The sequence below is a fragment of the Nocardia canadensis genome (assembly GCF_032656385.1).
Taxonomy (GTDB): Bacteria; Actinomycetota; Actinomycetes; order Mycobacteriales; family Mycobacteriaceae; genus Nocardia; species Nocardia canadensis.
The window spans coordinates 180,727-196,180 of the sequence record NZ_JAVCWB010000002.1; the positions used below are offsets into that span (position 1 = coordinate 180,727).

The following is a 15,454-nucleotide window of genomic DNA, read 5'->3' on the forward strand; positions in this document are numbered from 1 at the left end:
GCTTACCCCGCGTCGCGCGTCCCGGGGTGTTACTCGTGGCGCTCGTGCTCGGGTTCGCGACCTTCGGCGCGGGGTGCGCCGACCGCTCGGCATCGCCCGCCGATGTCGAGGGCCTCGAGCCGCTGGGCATCGGTAAGGAAGTGACGGTGCCGATCACGGCGGCGGTCACCACCCTGGTGTCGGCCGGCGACGAGCCGCGCGATCTGCTGCGACCGCGCTACCCGGCGGGCACCACGCAGGAGGTGACACTGCGCACCGACTACCGGATTCAGCAGCAGGTCAACGATCAGCCCGCGCGCGATTTCTCGCCCGCCGCGCTGACCATCCCGATGACCGCCCGCGCGGGCACCGATGGGGTCGACCTCACCGTCGGCACCGTCACCACGCCCGACCCGGCCTTGAACAAGGCGTTCACCACGGCCGACGGCTCGCACGCCGGTCTGGAGATGAGCGACCTCGGCGCGATCACCGAACTGCGGCTCGCGCCGTCACCGGATACTCCCAACACCGCGCGCGCGGCCCTGGAGCAGGCCTTCTATCAGGCCGTGTACCGCTCGATCGCGTTCCCGGACGCGCCGGTCGGCGTCGGCGCGGTGTGGACGGTGCACCAGGAGATCACCGGCGGCGTCACCCTCGATCAGATCACCACCGCCACCCTGACCAGCCGCGACGGCGACCGGCTCACCATCGACCTGCAGGTGACCCAGACCCCGACCGACAAGGTCTGGATGCTGCCCAACAACGCGGGCTCGCTCGACATCGAGGGCTATGTCATGGAGGGCACCGGCACGATCACCGTCGATCTCGGTCTCCCGCTGCCGGTCTCGGGCGCCATCGACGTCGGCGGTCAGCAGACCTACCGCGACGCGCGCAGCGTGAGCACCCTCGTGCAGACCCAGTCCACGCGCGTCTCCTGGACCGAATGATGCGCTCGACCCTGCTGCGCGTGAGCGCGGCCGCCTCGGCCTGCGCCGCGCTCGCCGGGGTCGTCGGGTGCGCTTCCGACGACGAGCAGGCCGGGTCCTTCCCGTCCGCGGTCAGCGCGGCGCCGGGCAACGGCACGGTCGTGCGTGATCCCGCCCAGCTCGCCGCCGGCCTGCTGGCGGCCGAGGATCTGCCCGGCGACTTCAGCGTCGTCCCGCCGCGCACGCCCGCCGGGGACACCGCGGCCGTCCCGCCCGCGGCGCCCACCGATCCGCCGGACTGCGGCAGGCTGCTCACCCCGATCGCCGAGCAGCGGCCCGGGTCGGCGGCCGCCGCCTCGGTCCAGTTCGCCGGGCCCAGCTATGCCACGATCGATATCGACGCCGCGAGCTATCCCGACGCGGCGCTGGCAGCCGCCTTCGACGCGCTCCAGGCGCAGCCGCGTCGCTGTGCCGCCTACACCGGCGACGACGCGGGCGTGCACATCGACTACCGCGCCGCCGGTCTCGACCAGCCGCCCGCGGGCGACGCGAGTTCGGCCTTCACCCTGACCGCCGCCAGCGAAGGGCTGACGCTCACCTCGGCGACGGCCCTGGTGCAGGTCGGCAACACCCTGGTCCAGGTGGTGGTCACCGCACCGGAGACCGTCGACCCGGGAGTGCTCGCCGACCTCACCGCCGCGCAGGTCCGCAAACTGCGCGGCTGACTCGTCAGCTGGTGGCGGGCACCGGCGGTGCGATCTTGCCGCCGAGATGGGCGATGTAGCCACGCACCTCGTCGGCCGAGCGGTCCGGCATGCCGAAGACCACCTCGGTGACGCCGAGTTCTTCCCACTGCGCGAGCTGGGCGGCGTCGTAGCGCCCGGCGAGTGCGATCACGCGCGGGGTGCCCTCGCGACCGGCTTCCCGCCAGACCCGGTGCAGCAGTTCGATCTTCTCGCCGAGATCGCCCTCGGTCGGGGTGGTGATCCAGCCGTCGGCGTGCCGGGCCAGCCAGCCGAAGGACTTCTCGGTGCCGCCCGCGCCGAGCAGGACCGGGATCGTCGGGCTGGTCGGCTTCGGCCACGACCAGCTCGGCCCGAACCGCACGAACTCGCCGTCGAATTCGGCTTCCTCCTGCGACCAGATCGCGCGCATCGCGTCGAGGTGCTCGCGCAGCACGGTGCGCCGCTTCTGCGGCGGAACGCCATGGTGGGCGAGTTCGTCGGTGTTCCAGCCGAATCCGACGCCGAGCTCGACCCGGCCGCCGGAGAGGTGGTCGAGCGAGGCGATGGTCTTGGCGAGGGTGATCGGATGATGCTCGGCGGGCAGCGCGACCGCCGTCGACAGCGTGATCCGCTCGGTCACCGCGGCCGCGGTCGCCAGCGCGACCCACGGATCGAGGGTGCGCAGGTAGCGGTCGTCGGGCAGCGAGGAGTCGCCGGTCTGCGGATGCGCCGCGGCCCGCACCACCGGGATGTGGGTGTGCTCGGGGACGTAGAACGCGTCGAAGCCGGCGTTCTCCGCCGCCAGCGCGGCATCGGCGGGCGTGATGCCCCGGTCACTGGTGAACAACACGAGCCCGTAGCGCATGTTCCGGCCCTCCGGATCAGACAACAAAACTGAAACAAGTTCTACCAGTCTTTCGGGCCGCTCGGAAGACCGCGCGCCCGACGGTCTTTCCCCGGCGGGACGAGGAGAATAGGCTCGAACGGTCCGAGCATCAACCGCGACACGGAGGTATCCGATGTCTGATGTTTCCCCCTTTCCCGCTGGTTATCCGCGTATCTGTCCCGGAATCTCGTGTGCGGGCGCCGCGGCCGCGATCGACTTCTACACCGCGGTCTTCGGCGCGACCGAGCGCATGCGGATGCCAGGTCCGGACGGCACCGTGGCGCACTGTGAACTCCTGATCGGCGACTCGGTGCTGATGGTCGGCGACCCGGCGCCGGAAATGGGTTTCCTCGACCCGACGGCGGTCGGCGGTTCGCCGGTCAACCTGATGGTCTATGTCCCCGACGCCGACGCCGCGTTCGCCGCCGCCCTCGGCGCGGGCGCCACCGAGATCAATCCGATGACCGACCAGTTCTACGGCGACCGCACCGGCGCCTTCGAAGACCCGTGGGGCCACCGCTGGACGGTGGCGACCCACATCGAAGACGTCACGCCCGAGGAGATGCAGCGCCGCATGGACGAGATGATGAACGCGGCGGGCTGACCCCGCCGTCAGGCCGGCACGATCGAATCACCCGACACCCGGACGGGTTTCGCCGGCAGCGGCGCCGTGGCAGGCCCCGCGGTGACGCTGCCGTCGAGCCCGAACCGGCTCCCGTGACACGGGCAGGCGATCGAGCCGTCGGCGACCGAGCCGACCCGGCAGCCCGCATGCGTGCACGTCGAGGACAACCCGACGAAGGTCCCCGCCGTCGGCTGTGTGATCACGGTGTCGCCCACGATCACCCCGCCGCCCACCGGCACATCGGCGGTCTTCGCCAACGCGCCCGTCGGCCCGCCCGCCGGGGCCTGTGCCCCCGCGGGCGCGCTCTCGTCCGTGCCCGCGCAGGCGGTCAGCGTGGCGGCCGCGGCGACGACCCCCGCGCCGACGACGACGGTCCTGCGGTCGAGCTGGATCTCACTACTGGTCATCGTGGAACTCCGATCGGAACTGGCGAGGGGAGCCGGTGGCCGGGCGTTCCGACCGCTCCCTATCGGTTCAACGGGACCGGCGGGTCCCGGGTTCGACCTCGGGACCGGATCGGGGCCCCTTCTCCGGGAGTTCCCCGATGCGGCCGGGACGGGTGCGGGCCTACTGTCACGCTCGTGAAGGCGATCGTGCAGCAGGTATACGGATCTTCGGCGATGCTGGAGGTGGCCCGGGTCGAGCGGCCCGTAGCGGGGAACGGGCAGGTGCTGGTCCGGGTGCGCGCGGCGTCGCTGAACGCGCGGGACTGGCACATCATGCGAGGCGATCCGCGGATCGCGCGGTGGATGGACCGGTCGGTGTTCGGGCGGCGTGGGCCCGCGCAGCCGATTCCCGGCGGGGACTTCGCGGGGGTCGTCGAGGCGGTCGGGGCCGGGGTGACAGATCTGCGCCCGGGCGAGGAGGTGTACGGCGAGTCGATCAGCGGCGCGTTCGCCGAGTATCTGGCGGTCGACCGGTCGGTGGTCGCCGCCAAGCCCGCGGGACTGAGCTTCGCCGAGGCGGCGGCGGTGCCGTTGGCGGCCAATACCGCGCTCACCTGTCTGCGCCACGTCGCGGCCGGGGACCGCGTGCTGATCATCGGGGCCTCCGGTGGGGTCGGCACCTTCGCGGTGCAGCTCGCGCTCGCCGCGGGCGCCGAGGTCACCGGGGTGTGCAGCACCCGCAATGTCGAACTGATTCGCGGGCTCGGTGCCGCGCGGGTCGTCGACTACACCCGCGACCCGGTGCCCGGCCGCTACGACACCGTCCTCGACCTGGCCGGCAGCCGGCGCCTGCGCGAGCTGCTGCGCCTGGTCGAGCCGACCGGCACCCTGGTCCTGTCCGGCGGCGGAAACTACACCGGCGGTAGCCTTTTCGGCCCGATCGGGCTCATGGCCCGCGCCCAGCTGAGCCGACTGTTCGTGCGCCCCACGATCCGGGTGCCGATGGCGAACCAGAGCAGCGCGGCGCTCGACGAACTCCGTGACCTGATCGACACGGGCCGAATCCGTCCGATCATCGACCGGACCTACCCGCTCGACGAGGTCCCCGCCGCGATCCACTACCTGGAAACCGAGCACGCCAGGGCGAAGATCGCGATCACCGTCGGCTGACCGCCGTCACTGCAGCCGGAACTCCATCATCGCGATCGCGTCGTCGACAGCGACGATGAGATTCTCCAGCCGGGTGTACGGGTCGGGCGCCGACAGGGCCGCCTGCCGGTCGGTCGGGCCGATCGGCAGGCGCGCGGCCAGCTCGTAGGAGCGCACCGTCGGGTCGTCGGACAGCCCGTCGAGCGAGGCCGACGGCGGTGGCCGCCGGATCCCGGAGCGGCGCGCGAGCTGCGCGGTGAGCGTGTGCAGCCGGTCGGCGCGTTTGCGCAGGTCGGCCAGCAGTTCGCTGTCGTCGGCGCCGACGCCGTCGGGCCACACCGACACCTCGGCTCGCGGATACGGCGCGTCGGTGAGCCACTCGTCGACCCGGATCCGCTCGGTGCCCGCGCAGCGCAACCGGAACCGCGAGCCCGACAGCTCGACGACATCGGTGATCCGGGCGAGGACGCCGAGGTCGGTCCGGACCTCGCCGCCGCCGACCTCGTGGCCCCGCGCGATGAGGACCACGCCGAACTCGGGCTCCCGCCGCCCGTCGAGGCAGTCCTCGACCAACGCGACATAGCGCGGCTCGAAGATCTGCAACGACAGCGGCTCGCCGGGCAGTAGGACCGCGCCCAACGGGAACATAGGGATCTCCACCCTCACAGCATGCCCGCTGTCGCGCAGACCGTGCCCATCCGACATGCGCGAGCGTCAGATCCCCGGGTCATCCCTTCGCGATCGCCTCGAACACGGTCGGGTCGACCAGCGTGGAGGTGTCGCCCAGCTCCCGGCCCTCGGCCACATCGCGCAGCAGTCGGCGCATGATCTTGCCGCTGCGGGTCTTGGGCAGCTCGGGCACCAGGTGGATCTCGCGCGGCCGGGCGATCGGGCTGATCTCCAGGGAGACAGCGGCCTTGAGCTCGGTGACCAGCGTGTCGTCCGGCGCGGCCGAGCCGGTGAGGATGACGAAGGCGACGATGCCCTGCCCGGTGGTCGCGTCGGTGGCGCCGACGACGGCGGCCTCGGCCACGGCCGGGTGTCCGACGAGGGCCGATTCGACTTCGGCGGTCGAGATGCGATGGCCGGACACGTTCATCACGTCGTCGACCCGGCCCAGGATCCACAGGTCGCCGTCGGCGTCGAGCTTGGCGCCGTCCCCGGCGAAGTACCACCCCTCGGAAGCGAAACGCTGCCAATAGGTTTCACGGAAGCGGTCCATGTCGTTCCAGATTCCGCGCAGCATCGACGGCCACGGCTGATCCAGGACCAGCAGACCCGAGGCGTCGTTGTCCAGCGGGGTGCCGTCGTCGTCGACCACCGTCGCCGAGATCCCCGGCAGCGGCGCGGTCGCGGCGCCCGGCTTGGTGGCGGTGACGCCGGGCAGTGGCGAGATCATGATGGCGCCGGTTTCGGTTTGCCACCAGGTGTCGACGATCGGGGTCTTGTTGGCGCCGAGGACGTCTCGGTACCAGCGCCAGGCTTCGGGGTTGATGGGTTCGCCGACGGAGCCGAGCAGGCGCAGGGTGGTGAGGTTGTGGGCGTCGGGGATCTCGCGTCCCCATTTCATGAAGGTGCGGATCAGGGTGGGGGCGGTGTAGTAGATGGTGACGCCGTATTTTTCGATGATCTCGAAGTGGCGGTGTTCGTTGGGGGAGTTGGGGGTGCCTTCGTAGACGACTTGGGTGGCGCGGTTGGCGAGGGGKCCGTAGACGATGTAGCTGTGGCCGGTGACCCAGCCGATGTCGGCGGTGCACCAGTAGATGTCGGTGCCGGGTTTGTGGTCGAAGACGTTGTGGTGGGTGTAGGCGGCTTGGGTGAGGTAGCCGCCGGTGGTGTGCAGGATGCCTTTGGGTTTTCCGGTGGTGCCGGAGGTGTAGAGGATGAACAGGGGGTGTTCGGCGGGGAAGGGCTGGGCTTCGTGGGACGGCGAAGCGGTCCCGACGGTTTCGTGCCACCACAGGTCGCGTTCATCGGTCCACGGCACCTCGGTACCGACCCGCCGCACGACGAGCACGTGCTCGACCGAGGACGGCACATCGCCCTTGGCGGCGAGCGCCTCGTCGACGGCCCCCTTGAGCGGCGCGGGCTTGCCGCGTCGCCACTGACCGTCGGTGGTGATGATCAGCCGGGCCTCGGCGTCGTCGACGCGCTGGCGCAGCGCCGTCGGCGAGAAGCCGGCGAACACCACCGAGTGGGTGAGACCCAGCCGCGCGCAGGCCAGCATCGACACGATCGCCTCGGGCACCATCGGCATGTAGATCGCGACGCGATCGCCCGCCTCGAGGCCGAGTTCGGTGAGGTAATTGGCGGCGCGGGAGACTTCCTCGAGCAGTTCGCGGTAGGTGATGTCGCGGGAGTCGCCCGGTTCGCCTTCCCAGTGGATGGCGACCTGGTCGCCGTGTCCGTCGATGACGTGGCGGTCGACGCAGTTGTAGGCGACGTTGAGCTCGCCGTCGGCGAACCAGCGCGCGACCGGGGCGTCGCTCCAGTCGAGCACCTGGGTGAACGGCGTGTGCCAGTGCAGCCGGTTGGCCTGCTCGGCCCAGAAGCCGTCACGGTCGGTCTCGCCGCGCTCGTAGAGGTCGGCGCCCGCGTTGGCGGAGGCGGCGAACTCCGCGCTCGGCGGATACGAGTCCTGGTGTCCTGCAGCGGTTTCGGTCATGTCGAATCAGCCTCACATGCCTGGTGCGGTCGGGTCGGTCGGGCGGGGCTCACCCCTGCTCCCTCGAGCGTAGTCAACCCGGTCGCGCTCTCGTCGGCGTTGTGTCGGCAAGGTTTCGGCACGGTCAATCGGCGCCGGTTCATCCGATGACTTCGCGGACAGACCGGCCGGTCGCGGGCTATCGTTTTAAATCAACCGTTCAGCTGATGGTTCCGAGAATTGTTCATATTTTTCTGCCGAACAGGAGGGGTTCGGCATTTTTTCCTGCGTTTCCGTCGAGTAACCGTACTGATACATGTGAAGCGAAAAAGGCTCGGTTCACTGAAAAACCGGGCCGAAGTGGCTAACCTCCGAGCGTTATGCCACGGGAATCGAACCGGGAGAGAGCGTTGAGATTCATCAGAGCGACCGCGCTGATCGCAGCGGGCCTGGCGGCCACAAGCCTCGGCCTGACCGCGTGCTCGTCCGACGACAGTGCTGACGCGAGCATTGTCACCACCAACGCGGGGGAACCGCAGAATCCGTTGGTGCCGACCAACACCAACGAGAACATGGGTGGTCGCGTCGTCGACCGTTTGTTCGCCGGGCTGAAGTACTACGACGCCACCGGTGAGGCGCACGACGAGATGGCGGAGAAGATCGAGACCGCCGATCGCAAGTCGTACCGGATCACCATCAAGCCGAACTGGAAGTTCACCGATGGCACGACGGTGACCGCCAAGTCCTTCGTGGACGCGTGGAACTACGGCGCGCTCGCCTCCAACGCTCAGCTGCAGAGTTACGTGTTCACCCCCATTGTCGGATTCGACGAGGTGAATGCCGAACAGCCCAAGGCGCAGACGATGTCGGGTCTGAAGGTGGTCGACGACCGCACCTTCACCGTGGAGCTGAAATCCCCCTCGATCGATTTCGAGAGCGCTCTCGGCTACGCCCCGTTCTATCCGCTGCCCGATGCCGCCTTCAAGGACATGAAGGCCTTCGGCGAGAACCCGATCGGCAACGGCCCCTACGCCTTCGGCTCCTGGGAACACAACGTCAAGATCGACCTGAAGCCCAACCCGGATTACCCCGGCGGCCGCCCGGCCAAGAACAAGGGCCTGCGGTTCGTCATGTACCAGTCCTTCGACACCGCCTACGCCGATCTGCAGGCGGGCAATCTCGACACTCTCGACACCATTCCCGACAGTGCGCTGACCTCGTACAAGAGCGATCTCGGCGACCGCGCGATCACCAAGCCGACCGCGCAGAACCAGCACATCGGCATCCAGACCACCGTGCCGCATTTCGGTGGTGAGGAAGGCGTGCTGCGCCGCAAGGCGATCTCGATGGCGATCAACCGCCCGCAGATCATCGACAAGATCTTCAACGGATTGCGCATTCCCGCCCGCGATTTCACCGCCTCGACGCTGCCCGGCTTCGACGGCAACCTGCCCGGCTCGGAGGTGTTCGACTACAACCCCGATCAGGCCAAGAAGCTGTGGGCGCAGGCCGACGCGATCTCGCCGTGGTCGGGCAAGTACACGATCACCTACAACTCCGACGGCGGCCACCAGGCCTGGATCGAGGCCGTGGCCAACAGCGTGAAGAACACCCTCGGGATCGACGCGGTCGCCAACCCGGTGCCCACGTTCAAGAACGTGCGTGACGCGGTGAACGCCAAGACCATCGGCACTGCCTTCCGCTACGGCTGGCAGGGCGACTACCCGACCATGATGCAGTTCCTGTCCTCGCAGTACTACAGCTACTCCGACACCAATAACGTCGACTACAACAACCCGGAGGTCGACCGCCTCTTCGACGCCGCCATGGCCGCGCCGACCCAGCAGGAGTCCTACAAGCTGATCGCCCAGGCGCAGACGATCATGATCAAGGACATGGCCGACATCCCGGTGTTCGACTATGTCGCCGCCGCGGGCCGATCCGACCGGGTCACCAAGGCCGAACTGGCCTGGAACGGTCTGTTCGACTTCGAGAACATCGAGAAGTAACCACTCGGTACTGGGCCGGGCCACCTCCGTGGCTCGGCCCCAGTCGTTTTCGGAGGAATGATGGCTTGGTACATAGTTCGGCGCCTGCTCCAGATGATCCCGGTCTTCCTCGGCGCGACGCTGCTGATCTACGCGATGGTGTTCCTGATCCCCGGCGACCCGATCAAGGCGCTGGCCGGGGAGAAACCGCTGACCCCGGCGGCCGAGGCGGCATTGCGCGCCCGGTATCACCTCGATCAGCCGTTCATCGTGCAGTATCTGCACTATCTGAAGGGGATTCTCACCCTCGATTTCGGCACCTCGTTCTCGGGGAGGCCGGTGCGCGAGGAACTCGAGCGCGCCTTCCCGATCACGATCCGGCTCGCGTTTCTCGCGGTGCTCATCGAGGGTTTCTTCGGCATCGTGTTCGGCCTGATCGCGGGCCTGCGCAAGGGCAAGCTCTTCGATTCGGCGATGCTGATCGCCAGCCTGGTGATCATCGCCCTGCCGGTGTTCGTCGTCGGTTATCTGGCGCAGTTCTTCCTCGGCGTCAAATGGGGGATCGCGCCGGTCACCGTCACCGGGAACGCGAGCCTGGGGGAATTGCTCGTTCCGGCGTTCGTGCTCGGGTCGCTGTCGTTCGCCTACGTGCTGCGGCTGACGCGTAACTCGGTGGCGGAGAACAAATCCGCCGACTACGTGCGCACCGCGACGGCGAAGGGGCTCGGCCGCAGGCGCGTGGTGACCGTGCACATCCTGCGGAATTCGATGATCCCGGTGGTGACCTTTCTCGGCGCCGATTTCGGTGCGCTGATGGCGGGCGCCATCGTCACCGAGGGCATCTTCAACATTCCCGGCGTCGGCGGCACCATCTACCAGGCGATCACCCGCGGCGAGCCGCCCACGGTGGTGTCGTTCGTGACGGTGCTCGTCGTGGTGTTCCTGGTGACCAACCTGATCATCGACCTGCTCTACGCCGCGCTCGACCCGAGGATCCGTTATGCATGAGAGCCAACAGCATTTCGTGGCCCCCGCCGACGAGGTGGAGGTGCTGGCCACCGACCGGGTGGTCGAGGCGGGCACGCCGACCAGCATCTGGGGCGACGCGTGGCGGCGGTTGCGCCGCAATCCGGTGTTCCTGGTCGCGGTCGTGCTGATCGTGCTGGTGCTGCTGGTCGTGGTGTGGCCGTCGCTGTTCACCAGCCAGGATCCGAAGCTGTGCCTGGGCGAGTTCGGCATGGACGGCCCCCGCCCCGGCCACCCGTTCGGTTTCGACAAGCAGGGCTGCGATGTCTACGCGCGCACCATCTACGGCGCGCGGGCCTCGGTCAGCGTCGGTGTCGGAGCGGCCATGCTGTTCCTGCTGGTCGGCGGGGTCCTCGGCGCGCTGTCGGGGTTCTACGGTGGCTTCCTCGACACCGTGGTCTCGCGGATCGCCGAGATCTTCTACGCCATCCCGATGGTGCTGGCGGCGATCGTGCTGTTGCAGCTGCTGCGGCCGACGACGGTGCTGACGGTGATCCTGATCCTCGTCGCCTTCACCTGGCCGCAGGCGGCGCGCATCGCCCGCGGCGCGGTGATCGAGGCCAAGAACAGCGAATACGTCACCGCGGCCAAGGCACTGGGAGTGTCGCGGCTGGGGACGCTGGTGCGGCATGTGCTGCCCAACGCGGCCGGTCCGCTGATCGTGGTCGCCACGCTGTGGCTCGGCGTCTTCATCGTCACCGAGGCGACCCTGTCGTTCCTCGGCGTCGGCCTGCCGCCCGACATCGTGGCCTGGGGCGCCGACATCGCCCGCGCGAAGTACGAGATCCGTACCTCGCCGATCCTGTTCTACCCGGCGGCCGCGCTGGCCATCACGGTGCTGAGCTTCATCCTGCTCGGCGACGCGGTGCGCGACGCGCTCGATCCGAAGGAGCGCACCCGATGAGTGACGCCACCCCGCTGCTCGAGATCCGCGACCTCGACGTGTGTTTCACCACCGACGGCACGCCGGTGCCCGCCGTGCGCGGGGTGAATCTCACTGTCTTCCCCGGTCAGACCGTCGCCATCGTCGGTGAGTCGGGGTCGGGCAAGTCGACGACCGCGCACGCGATCATCGACCTGCTGCCCGGCACCGGCAAGGTCACCGGCGGGCAGATCCTGTTCGACGGCACCGACCTGACCACGGCGTCGGAGAAGGAGATCGTCGCGATCCGCGGCAACGGCATCGGCCTGGTCCCGCAGGACCCGATGTCGAACCTGAACCCGGTGTGGAAGATCGGCTTCCAGATCCGGGAGACCCTGGCGGCCAATGGCATCGCCACCGGCGACGCGGCCCGCCGACGCGCGGTCGAGCTGCTCGCCGAGGCGGGCATGTCGGATGCCGAGCGGCGGGTGAACCAGTATCCGCACGAGTTCTCCGGCGGTATGCGCCAGCGCGCGCTCATCGCGATCGGGCTGTCCTGCCGGCCGAAGCTGCTCATCGCCGACGAGCCGACCTCGGCGCTGGACGTCACCGTGCAGCGGCAGATCCTCGGCCATCTCGAACAGCTCACCACCGAGCTGGGGACCGCGGTGCTGCTGATCACCCACGACCTCGGCCTGGCCGCCGAACGGGCCGAACACCTGGTGGTGATGTATCGCGGCCGGGTCGTGGAATCCGGACCGGCGCTGCAGATCCTGCGCGATCCACAGCACGCCTACACCAAGAAGCTGGTCAGTTCGGCGCCGTCGCTGGCGGCGCAGCGGATGTCGTCCTCGCGGCAGCGGGCCGCCGTGCGCGCGCAGGCCGTGGAGGTGGCCGAGGCGGGCGACAACGTCGGCGACACCGTGCTCGAGGTGCGGAACCTGACCAAGGCGTTCAAGATTCGCGGCAAGCGGCCGTGGCAGTCCACGGACTTCGTGGCCGTCGACGACGTGAGCTTCTCCGTCGACCGGGGGACGACCACCGCGATCGTCGGCGAGTCCGGCTCCGGCAAGTCGACCATCGCCCAGCTGGTGCTCGGCCTGCTCGAACCGACCGCGGGCAGCGTGGTCTTCGACGGCAAGGACGTGGCCGCGCTGGACACCAAGGGCGCGTTCGCCTTCCGCCGCCGCGTGCAGCCGATCTTCCAGAACCCCTACGGCTCGCTCGACCCGATGTACTCGATCTTCCGCACCATCGAGGAGCCGCTGCGGGTGCACAAGATCGGTACCCCGGCCGAACGGGAGAAGGCGGTGCGGGACCTGCTCGACAAGGTGTCGCTGCCGTCGTCGGTGCTGCGCCGCTATCCGAACGAGCTCTCGGGCGGGCAGCGTCAGCGGGTCGCGATCGCGCGGGCGCTGGCGCTCTCGCCCGAGCTGGTGGTCTGCGACGAGGCGGTCTCGGCGCTCGATGTCCTGGTGCAGGCACAGATCCTCACCCTGCTCAACGATCTGCAGGCCGAGCTGGGCCTGACGTATCTGTTCATCACCCACGACCTGGCGGTGGTCCGGCAGATCGCCGACAACGTGCTCGTCATGCGGGCGGGCAAGGTCGTCGAGACCGCGACCACCGACGAGGTGTTCGCGGCGCCCGCGCAGGACTACACGCGGGCGCTGCTGGAGGCGATTCCGGGACGGGAGCTGCTCACGGGGTGAGGTTCGGCGGGCGTTCCCGGTCCGGCTCCAGCCGGGCGAAACGCCGCGTCCGCGCAGTTCACCGGCGTACCGTGAGCGGGGTCCGAGGTGGTGCGGTGTGGATCGCAGGGGTAGGAGACGCCGATGGATCGCATTCAGGCCGAACGGCAGGCCGAGCTGGAATCGCGCAGGCGCCGGGCGCTGACCCCGGCTGCCAAGCGGTTGGCCGAGGAACTGTGGCCGGACCGCACCTGGCCCGGGGTGCGCGGACTGCACGTGGTCGTCGGCGGCGCGGTGGTCGGCCGGTAGCCTCGTATGCCGTGACTGATCCGCTGCAGCCCCTGGTCGACCTGCCCGGCGTGCGTGAGGCCGCCGACAAGGCCCGCGACGCGCTCGCCGCGGTGCATCGGCACAAGTCGAACCGCCGTGGCTGGGCGACGACCGCCGCCGAGGCGGCCGTGCGCGCCGCGCGGTCCTCGGCCGCCATCGAGGGCGCGAGCACCGACCTGCCCGCCGACGGGAAGGTCGGTGATCCGGTGCTGGCCGGCGCGCTGCGCGTCGGCCAGGCACTCGACGGTGACGCGCTGACGAACCTGGTCGGCACCTGGCAGCGCGCGCCGCTGCAGGCGCTGGCCCGGCTGCATCTGCTCGCCGCCGCCGACCTGGTCGCCGACGAGCAGGAGCTCGGCAGGCCGCGCGCGACGCCCGGCGTCGCCGAGCGGCTGGACATGCTGGTGCAGACCGTCCAGGCGAGCAAGGCGCCCGCGCCGGTGATCGCGGCGGTCGTGCACGGTGAGCTGCTGTCGCTGCGGCCCTTCGGCACCGCCGACGGTGTCGTCGCGCGGGCGGCGTCGCGCCTGGTGACGGTGTCGAGCGGGCTCGACCCGCGTAGCCTCGGCGTACCGGAGGTGTTCTGGCTGCGACGTCGCCAGGCCTACCTGGACGCGGCGGCCGGGTTCGGCATGGGCACGCCGGAGGGGGTCGGCGGCTGGGTGCTGTTCTGCGCGGGCGCGCTCGAAGACGGTGCCAGGGAGGCGAACTCGATCGCCGACGCGGCCGCGGGCTGAGGCTTCCCCACACATCGAAACGGGCGGCGTGCCGATTACTCGGCCTCACCGCCCGCTAGCACGGAACACCCGGTTACCAAGCGTGCTCGGTGGGTTGTGTTCGGTGGCCTCGGCGATCATCCGAACCCCGCCGGTTCATCCCCGCAACCTGTGCGAGGCGTTCGCCGACGACTGCCCGAATTTCGCAGGCCCACAACTCTTCTGCCCTTGTCGCGGCGCGCTCCGCGTGGGTGCCTGGCGTCCGTGCTGGGAAGGGTGGGATGGGAGGCGAAACCTTCTCTTCCGGCTCCGTCTTGGCCTTCCGTCCTTCCGTGACTCCATTCTTACACTGTGATGGCACTCACAGCAAGCGTATCGATGGCATCACCGGATAAGACTATTTTCGGGCGTGTCGGCGGGCGATTCATGCTGGGGATTCGCAGGTCAGCGACGTTTCCGCAGCAGTCGATAGCTGATCGCGCCGGCGACGATCGCGCTCAATCCGACGGCCGCGGTGGCGGCCACGGTGGTGGTCGACGGCGCCTGGAAGCGCGACCACAGCGACACCGGATTGGAGAAGGTGAGCACCGGCCAGCCCCGGGCGACGGCCTCCTTGCGCAGCGCGCGGTCGGGGTTGACCGCCGTCGGATGACCGACCGCGCTCAGCATCGGCAGATCGGTCACCGAATCGGAGTAGGCGTAGCAGCGGGACAGGTCGTAACCCTCTGTGGCCGCCAGCTTCTCGATCGCGGCGACCTTGCCCTCGCCGTAGCAGTAGAACTCGATGTCGCCGGTGTACTTGCCGTCCTCGACGACCATCCTGGTCGCCTCGGTATGCGAGGCGCCGAGCACCTCGGCTATCGGCGTGACGATCTCCTCGCCGGAGGCCGAGACGATCACGACGTCGTGGCCGCGGATCTTGTGGTCGGCGATCAGATCGGCGGCCTCGGCGTAGATCAGCGGGTCGACGAGATCGTGAAGCGTCTCGGCGACAATGGATTTCACCTGCTCGACATCCCAGCCCGCGCACATGTTGGCGAGGTTTGCCCGCATTCGTTCCATCTGGTCGTGATCGGCCCCGGAAAGCAGGAACAAAAAGTGCGCGTAGCTGCTCTCCAGCACGGCTCGGCGGTTGAGCAGACCCTGGGCGTAGAACGGTTTGCTGAACACGAACGCGCTCGACTTCGCGATCACCGTTTTGTCGAGATCGAAGAAGGCCGCGACGCGTCCGCCCGGCACCGCCGCTCGGCCCGACGCGGCGAGTCTTGTGTCCGGAAGCGGAGTCTGGTCACGTTCGGCCGTCACGACAACAGAATAGGCACGCCGCCCGCGGCGCGCAGGAACCGCCCGTCCGGGGCGGCTCGAGAGTTTGCCCCGGGGACGCCGGAGGCCGCGAATCGCCGAAAGATGGTGGCGAACGCTACTTGCGCCTGCGCCGGGGGATGGGTGTAGTATTGCTGGCACCTGGACATGGTCCAGGCGCGTTCAGCCCGACCCCCCGGGGCTGAACCCGACGGCCCC

General features: G+C 69.2%; 15 protein-coding genes. 10 read left to right on the forward strand and 5 right to left on the reverse strand.

All coding sequences use genetic code 11. The annotated features are described in order from the left end of the window. The first annotated feature begins 35 nt into the window (after positions 1–35). On the forward strand, positions 36–926 hold the full coding sequence (locus Q7X29_RS04075) for a hypothetical protein (protein WP_308248641.1): 891 nt from the start codon (positions 36–38) through the stop codon (positions 924–926). Then, on the forward strand, positions 923–1,630 hold the full coding sequence (locus tag Q7X29_RS04080; protein WP_316573337.1) for a hypothetical protein: 708 nt from the start codon (positions 923–925) through the stop codon (positions 1,628–1,630). Before Q7X29_RS04075 ends, Q7X29_RS04080 begins: the two co-directional genes overlap by 4 nt. 4 nt (positions 1,631–1,634) lie before the next feature. On the opposite strand, the gene Q7X29_RS04085 is transcribed toward Q7X29_RS04080, so the two are convergent. Continuing rightward, positions 1,635–2,495, reverse strand: coding sequence for an LLM class F420-dependent oxidoreductase (locus Q7X29_RS04085; protein WP_218721102.1), 861 nt, complete (start codon positions 2,493–2,495; stop codon positions 1,635–1,637). 154 nt (positions 2,496–2,649) lie between these two features. Between Q7X29_RS04085 and Q7X29_RS04090 the strand changes: the two genes are divergently transcribed. After that, the gene (locus Q7X29_RS04090) at positions 2,650–3,120 is read left to right on the forward strand and encodes a VOC family protein (protein WP_218721103.1); all 471 of its coding nucleotides are present in this window, start codon (positions 2,650–2,652) and stop codon (positions 3,118–3,120) included. Between the two features lie 8 nt (positions 3,121–3,128). Here the strand turns inward: Q7X29_RS04090 and Q7X29_RS04095 are convergent, their stop codons facing one another. Continuing rightward, positions 3,129–3,548 carry a Rieske (2Fe-2S) protein gene (locus Q7X29_RS04095; protein ID WP_316573338.1) on the reverse strand — a complete coding sequence of 140 codons (420 nt, stop codon included), beginning with the start codon at positions 3,546–3,548 and terminating at the stop codon, positions 3,129–3,131. Positions 3,549–3,722: 174 nt separating this feature from the next. Here Q7X29_RS04095 and Q7X29_RS04100 point away from each other — a divergent pair, with 174 nt between their 5' ends. Beyond that, positions 3,723–4,697, forward strand: coding sequence for an NAD(P)-dependent alcohol dehydrogenase (locus tag Q7X29_RS04100; protein ID WP_218721105.1), 975 nt, complete (start codon positions 3,723–3,725; stop codon positions 4,695–4,697). 6 nt (positions 4,698–4,703) lie between these two features. On the opposite strand, the gene Q7X29_RS04105 is transcribed toward Q7X29_RS04100, so the two are convergent. Both Q7X29_RS04105 and acs read right to left on the reverse strand, forming a co-directional pair. Then, entirely contained in the window at positions 4,704–5,336 is a 633-nt protein-coding gene (locus tag Q7X29_RS04105) for an LON peptidase substrate-binding domain-containing protein (protein ID WP_308248642.1), read from the reverse strand. A gap of 67 nt (positions 5,337–5,403) precedes the next feature. Next, the gene (gene acs / locus Q7X29_RS04110; protein WP_316573339.1) at positions 5,404–7,341 is read right to left on the reverse strand and encodes an acetate--CoA ligase; all 1,938 of its coding nucleotides are present in this window, start codon (positions 7,339–7,341) and stop codon (positions 5,404–5,406) included. Between the two features lie 359 nt (positions 7,342–7,700). Between acs and Q7X29_RS04115 the strand changes: the two genes are divergently transcribed. The 6 genes from Q7X29_RS04115 (at position 7,701) to Q7X29_RS04140 (ending at position 13,954) form a co-directional block, all read left to right on the forward strand. After that, on the forward strand, positions 7,701–9,329 hold the full coding sequence (locus Q7X29_RS04115; RefSeq protein ID WP_218720673.1) for a peptide ABC transporter substrate-binding protein: 1,629 nt from the start codon (positions 7,701–7,703) through the stop codon (positions 9,327–9,329). 60 nt (positions 9,330–9,389) lie between these two features. Beyond that, the gene (locus tag Q7X29_RS04120) at positions 9,390–10,316 is read left to right on the forward strand and encodes an ABC transporter permease (RefSeq protein ID WP_218720674.1); all 927 of its coding nucleotides are present in this window, start codon (positions 9,390–9,392) and stop codon (positions 10,314–10,316) included. Continuing rightward, entirely contained in the window at positions 10,309–11,238 is a 930-nt protein-coding gene (locus Q7X29_RS04125) for an ABC transporter permease (protein WP_218720675.1), read from the forward strand. The genes Q7X29_RS04120 and Q7X29_RS04125 overlap by 8 nt, the downstream gene beginning before the upstream one ends. Next, positions 11,235–12,908 carry an ABC transporter ATP-binding protein gene (locus Q7X29_RS04130; protein WP_218720676.1) on the forward strand — a complete coding sequence of 558 codons (1,674 nt, stop codon included), beginning with the start codon at positions 11,235–11,237 and terminating at the stop codon, positions 12,906–12,908. Before Q7X29_RS04125 ends, Q7X29_RS04130 begins: the two co-directional genes overlap by 4 nt. A gap of 123 nt (positions 12,909–13,031) precedes the next feature. Continuing rightward, the gene (locus Q7X29_RS04135) at positions 13,032–13,196 is read left to right on the forward strand and encodes a hypothetical protein (protein WP_218720677.1); all 165 of its coding nucleotides are present in this window, start codon (positions 13,032–13,034) and stop codon (positions 13,194–13,196) included. An 11-nt stretch (positions 13,197–13,207) separates the two neighbouring features. Continuing rightward, the gene (locus Q7X29_RS04140) at positions 13,208–13,954 is read left to right on the forward strand and encodes a Fic family protein (RefSeq protein WP_218720678.1); all 747 of its coding nucleotides are present in this window, start codon (positions 13,208–13,210) and stop codon (positions 13,952–13,954) included. 423 nt (positions 13,955–14,377) lie between these two features. Here the strand turns inward: Q7X29_RS04140 and Q7X29_RS04145 are convergent, their stop codons facing one another. Then, positions 14,378–15,238, reverse strand: coding sequence for an HAD-IB family hydrolase (locus tag Q7X29_RS04145; protein WP_374104900.1), 861 nt, complete (start codon positions 15,236–15,238; stop codon positions 14,378–14,380). Positions 15,239–15,454: the final 216 nt, after the last annotated feature.

What these genes read in the sequence shown, in the direction of transcription:
- Q7X29_RS04080 (WP_316573337.1), top strand. Translation starts at nt 923, where the DNA reads ATGATGCGCTCGACCCTGCTGCGCGTGAGCGCGGCCGCCTCGGCCTGC.
- Q7X29_RS04085 (WP_218721102.1), bottom strand. Translation starts at nt 2,495, where the DNA reads ATGCGCTACGGGCTCGTGTTGTTCACCAGTGACCGGGGCATCACGCCC.
- Q7X29_RS04090 (WP_218721103.1), top strand. Translation starts at nt 2,650, where the DNA reads ATGTCTGATGTTTCCCCCTTTCCCGCTGGTTATCCGCGTATCTGTCCC.
- Q7X29_RS04095 (WP_316573338.1), bottom strand. Translation starts at nt 3,548, where the DNA reads ATGACCAGTAGTGAGATCCAGCTCGACCGCAGGACCGTCGTCGTCGGC.
- Q7X29_RS04115 (WP_218720673.1), top strand. Translation starts at nt 7,701, where the DNA reads ATGCCACGGGAATCGAACCGGGAGAGAGCGTTGAGATTCATCAGAGCG.
- Q7X29_RS04120 (WP_218720674.1), top strand. Translation starts at nt 9,390, where the DNA reads ATGGCTTGGTACATAGTTCGGCGCCTGCTCCAGATGATCCCGGTCTTC.
- Q7X29_RS04125 (WP_218720675.1), top strand. Translation starts at nt 10,309, where the DNA reads ATGCATGAGAGCCAACAGCATTTCGTGGCCCCCGCCGACGAGGTGGAG.
- Q7X29_RS04130 (WP_218720676.1), top strand. Translation starts at nt 11,235, where the DNA reads ATGAGTGACGCCACCCCGCTGCTCGAGATCCGCGACCTCGACGTGTGT.
- Q7X29_RS04135 (WP_218720677.1), top strand. Translation starts at nt 13,032, where the DNA reads ATGGATCGCATTCAGGCCGAACGGCAGGCCGAGCTGGAATCGCGCAGG.